At 27.5% G+C, this 4,491-nt stretch carries 4 protein-coding genes and 1 pseudogene; 3 read left to right on the top strand and 2 right to left on the bottom strand.

What is annotated here, in order from left to right; translation table 11 throughout:
- Positions 1 to 303 (top strand): transposase (locus tag BUA19_RS11305; RefSeq protein WP_242939288.1); only part of this gene is annotated, 303 nt, incomplete at its 5' end.
- A gap of 7 nt (positions 304 to 310) precedes the next feature.
- On the opposite strand, the gene BUA19_RS11300 is transcribed toward BUA19_RS11305, so the two are convergent.
- Complete coding sequence (locus BUA19_RS11300) at positions 311 to 1,099, bottom strand: hypothetical protein (protein WP_072726568.1); 789 nt, start codon at positions 1,097 to 1,099, stop codon at positions 311 to 313.
- A 595-nt stretch (positions 1,100 to 1,694) separates the two neighbouring features.
- Positions 1,695 to 2,276, bottom strand: coding sequence for a phage tail tip lysozyme (locus tag BUA19_RS11820; protein ID WP_278280469.1), 582 nt, complete (start codon positions 2,274 to 2,276; stop codon positions 1,695 to 1,697).
- A 1-nt stretch (position 2,277) separates the two neighbouring features.
- Here BUA19_RS11820 and BUA19_RS11290 point away from each other — a divergent pair, with 1 nt between their 5' ends.
- Both BUA19_RS11290 and BUA19_RS11285 read left to right on the top strand, forming a co-directional pair.
- The gene (locus tag BUA19_RS11290) at positions 2,278 to 4,215 is read left to right on the top strand and encodes a DUF4158 domain-containing protein (protein ID WP_072726564.1); all 1,938 of its coding nucleotides are present in this window, start codon (positions 2,278 to 2,280) and stop codon (positions 4,213 to 4,215) included.
- A gap of 92 nt (positions 4,216 to 4,307) precedes the next feature.
- Positions 4,308 to 4,491: pseudogene (locus BUA19_RS11285) on the top strand (hypothetical protein); the annotation flags it as partial.

The following is a 4,491-nucleotide window of genomic DNA, read 5'->3' as shown; positions in this document are numbered from 1 at the left end:
GTTGAGTTTTTAAAAGAAGTATTTACAAGGCTTATGCAAAACAATATTCTATCTAATCAAGGGGTAGCATCTTTATGGGATGAACATTTTAAAAGGATTAGAATAGCTGATTCTACAGCTTTTCAAGTTCCTGAAATATATAAAAATGAATATCCTGGTTCAGGAGGAAGTGCACAAATATCAGGAGTTAAAATACAACTTGAATACGAATTAAAAACAGGGAATTTTATGCATATAGATATAGGTCCAGGAAAAGGAAATGATAATACCTTACCAAAATCACATGGATTTAATGAGTTATAATGTCTTTTTACTGAGACTGAACATCATATTCATCTGCAATGAAATCTTTCAAATTCAAAAGTTGTTTTTTCCCTATATTTTTTTTTATAGTTTTGATTTTGCCATCTTCTAATTTCTCACCTATATAATCACCTGTAATTAGGTTATAGTCATCTTCAAGACAATACATTGAATCACCAATAGATTCATATGAGCCTTCTGTAAATCCAATTAAATACCAACCATTATCTTGATACCTAAATCTAAAATACCTATGCCATCTACTGGAACCACCCATGAACTTTAGCAAGACAGAACCCCTATCTATAACTATATCTTCAAAAGGATCTCCAAAAGTTCCTCCTTCATTTGCAAGAAGAATAGCTTTTTCTGCCCTTATTGATAGTGTATATGTGTTATCTTTATTTCCAAAAACTATTAGTAAGTTTCTTGGAGATGCATATTCAGATTGATTACTTTGCTCAATTACAAATGCTTTATCAATTATACCATCTTTATTTAAATCTCCTTTTGCTATGGCTAATTCACCACCATATTTTTTTAAGACTTCCCATCCTTTAGGTATAAATGACGATATATCTTGAACATCATTATCCGTTTTGTTTTTGTATTCACTTTCCGGCTCAACGCTAATATCGTTACTTAAATCCGTCTTTTGTTTCTCTTTAGTTAAATCTTTATCTATAGTTGAAACTGATTTTTCAACTTTAGGTATACGTATTTCTTTATTACTCATACATCCAACTGCCAAAAATACACTAAATAATACTACTATTAATAATACAAACTTTTTCATATAATAATCACCTTTCTAAACTTATTATATAAGGAAGAGGTCATTGCAAACTGAGAAGAAATAAGCTTTCTTTACTGGCATATTTTATCTAACTAGCAAATTTCCTAACAAATAAAATAAGATTTTCATAAGTATTAACAATTTATAATACTGTCATATCCTAATTATACACCTGATTTTCCGGTTCTGTTGCAAAAAATATCAAATACTAGAGCAATTCCTTTTTATGCTACTAGAGATAGTCATGCCCATCAAGCTAAGGAATCATAATAGTTTTGAATATTGAAATCAATCATTTTAATTGTATTTAATTTGAATATTTCAATATATTTATAATTAATGGTGACTCAAATAAGCCTAATGAATTCTATTTTTAAAAAAATAAACTATGGGCTAACATTAATATCTAACAAGCTATCTTGCCTGCCGTGTTAGGATAGCTATTTATCTCGTACTTAAAAATTGCACCTAGTATATTAAATACAGTTTTTTATTACATCTACGTGATTTTTATCTGATTTTAATAAGCATTTCATATATCTAAGATTATACCGTCGTAAGATTTTAAGGACAAGGTATGAATAATTCTGCTTAATTAAGCCCCCATCATAGCTTGATATATTTTTTGTGCACTTTTTCCTCTAGTTTTAGCTTTATTATAGCGATCTGCAGGCACTTCATATTTTAAACATACCATACTACCTGCCTCATATGCAGCTGTATTTTTACCGCTATGCTTGGATAACCACTCTTCATAAATCTTTTTGTAATTTCCATTGAATTCTTTAGAAATAAGTGTACTCTCTGCTTTATAATATTGTTCTCTTGTTGGATAACCTTCTTCTCCACACTCATCAACATAGCAATCAATTAAATTCTTAGTACGACTACCTGTCCATTGGACACAACCAAGTCCAAATTTTCCTTTATAATTTGTTGCTTTACAATCTTCTATTAATTTGCATGCTTTTTTCATTCCAACATCTGAAATATTTTTTCCAGAAAAATCCTTTCTATAATTAAAATGTTTATCAATATATTTTAAATAAGAAGGTTCAGCACTTGGGTTACTGATATAAGCTGAGCTTTCAAATAAACCAACGGTTGCCTCGTGTAAGATATCACCAAGAACACCCGCTACAAAAGCGGCTTCAAAACCTGCGTCAAATAAAGAAATTATGTTTGCAAGTGAGATTACGCGAAAGCCAAAATATAAATTATTTTTATTAATCCTATTAAAAGCTTATCAACGATTAGGGTATTTTACTTCAATGAATCATATTCCTAATGAAATTAAAAGCTATATATCAAATGTGATGGGAATTCAATATGAAGAAGATCAAATTGAAAAGTATAGTAAATCAAGAATGAAATTTAATCATATGGATTCCATAAGAAAATTTTTAGATATAAAACCATATGGAAAAGAATCAAGAAAAGTTATTATACAAGCTGCTACTGAAGCTGCAAAAATAAAAGATAATGATGCAGACATAATAAATATAGTGATTGAAGAACTCATAAAGCAAAAGTATGAATTACCAGCATTTAGTACACTCGTAAGAGTATCTAGAAGAATACGATATACTACATATAATTCATACTACAGAAATATATACAAAAGTCTTAATTCAAATACAATCGAATCTATCGATTCTTTACTTTCAGAAAAAAATGATACATATACATCTTGGAATAACATCAAGCAAGATGTTGGGAAACCGTCTGTTAAGAATATAAAAGTTGTAATATCCTACTTAAATTTACTCAAAACCATTGAAATAGATACCAATATATTAACTAAAGTCCCAGATATAAAAATTAAACATTTTGTCAATGAAGCTAAAAGTCTAGATTCCTCTAAAATGAAAGAATTAAAGGCATCAAAAAGATATACACTTGCAATTTGTTTCTTAAAACAAAGACTTGCAAGTACACTAGATGATATAGGAGAAATATTCATTAAACTAATAAAAAATGCTCAAAATAAATCAAAAGATAAATTAGCTAAATATAAGCTTGAGCAATCTAAAACTACTGATAATCTTATATCTACTTTAAAAAGCTTTATTATTACTTACAAGATAGAGGAAACTGATGATAAAAAAATAAATGCTCTTATGCAATTAATGGAAAATAAAAATTTAGATGATCTTTTAGAAAAATGTGAAACACATGAAAAATATTCAGATAATAATTATTGGCCTTTCTTATGGAATTCATTAAAGGGAAAAAGATCTGTATTATTTCATATACTTAATGAAATACAGTTGTGTTCAACAACCCAAAATAATTCCATAGAAAAGGCTATAAAATTTATAAAAAAATATAAAAACGCCAATAGATTAGATACAATTTCTACAACAGACAAAGAAATAGGAAGACTTGATTTATCATGGGTAAAAGAACCTTGGTGGAGAATTTTAACAGGATATACGAATAAAAATAAATATCCTGAAAAAATAAATCGTAGGCATTTTGAAGCTTATGTAATGTATCAAATCATGCATGATTTAAAATCTGGGGATTTATGTATTAAAAATAGTGATATTTATTCTGATTACAGAGATCAGGTTATAAGCTGGGAAGAATACAATAATAATATTGATACTTTTGGCAACCAAGTAGGTCTACCAGTTTTAGAAAATGAATTTATCCAACACTTAAAAGATAATATGGAAAAAGCTATATTTAATGCTGATAATTCTTTTCCTGAAAACCAATATCTTAAAATCAAAAATGGTGTTCCTATACTTTCAAAAATAAAAAAAAAAGATGAACCTAAAGATTTAAAGGTTATACAAAATTTAATTGCAGAAAATTTAGAAACAGTAAATATTTTAGATATTTTATCAGATACAGAAAAGTGGATTCAATGGACAAATCAGTTTGGATCGATATCTGGATTCGATTCAAAGATTAAAGATAAAATTGAAAAATACCTTATGACAACATTTTGTTATGGTTGTAATCTTGGTCCTAGTCAAACATCAAAATCACTACAAGAAATAAGTAGAAAACAGCTTTCTTGGATAAACAAAAGACATGTAACAGAAGAAAAATTAGAAAAAACTATTAAAAATGGGTCTATAATATTTAGTGTTGGTGAAAACTAACACTAATTTTTTGTATAAAAAAACGAGACAAGAGAGAATCACTTAGTTATAATTTAATCACCACAAAAAAATCATAAAAGGAGTGATTTCTCATGTCTCATAATAATTTTATACTAAATTTGCTTAATTTAAAAGACCCTAATATAACTTTTAATGATAATTATTACTCTGAAGAAATTATTAACAATGTTAAATCTAAAGTTTTTTATGCTACATTAACCTATATGCCTAATACATGTTATCATTGTGGACATACTATGGACAAACATATTATTA

It is taken from the genome of Tepidibacter thalassicus DSM 15285 (genome assembly GCF_900129915.1).
Classification (GTDB): domain Bacteria; phylum Bacillota; class Clostridia; order Peptostreptococcales; family Peptostreptococcaceae; genus Tepidibacter; species Tepidibacter thalassicus.
Note: the sequence above shows the minus strand (reverse complement) of the source record. Positions and strands in the feature narration are given on the sequence as shown.

Bases quoted from the DNA above. Each gene is read 5' to 3' on its own strand.
- BUA19_RS11300 (WP_072726568.1), bottom strand. From the start codon at position 1,099: ATGAAAAAGTTTGTATTATTAATAGTAGTATTATTTAGTGTATTTTTG.
- BUA19_RS11290 (WP_072726564.1), top strand. From the start codon at position 2,278: ATGTTTGCAAGTGAGATTACGCGAAAGCCAAAATATAAATTATTTTTA.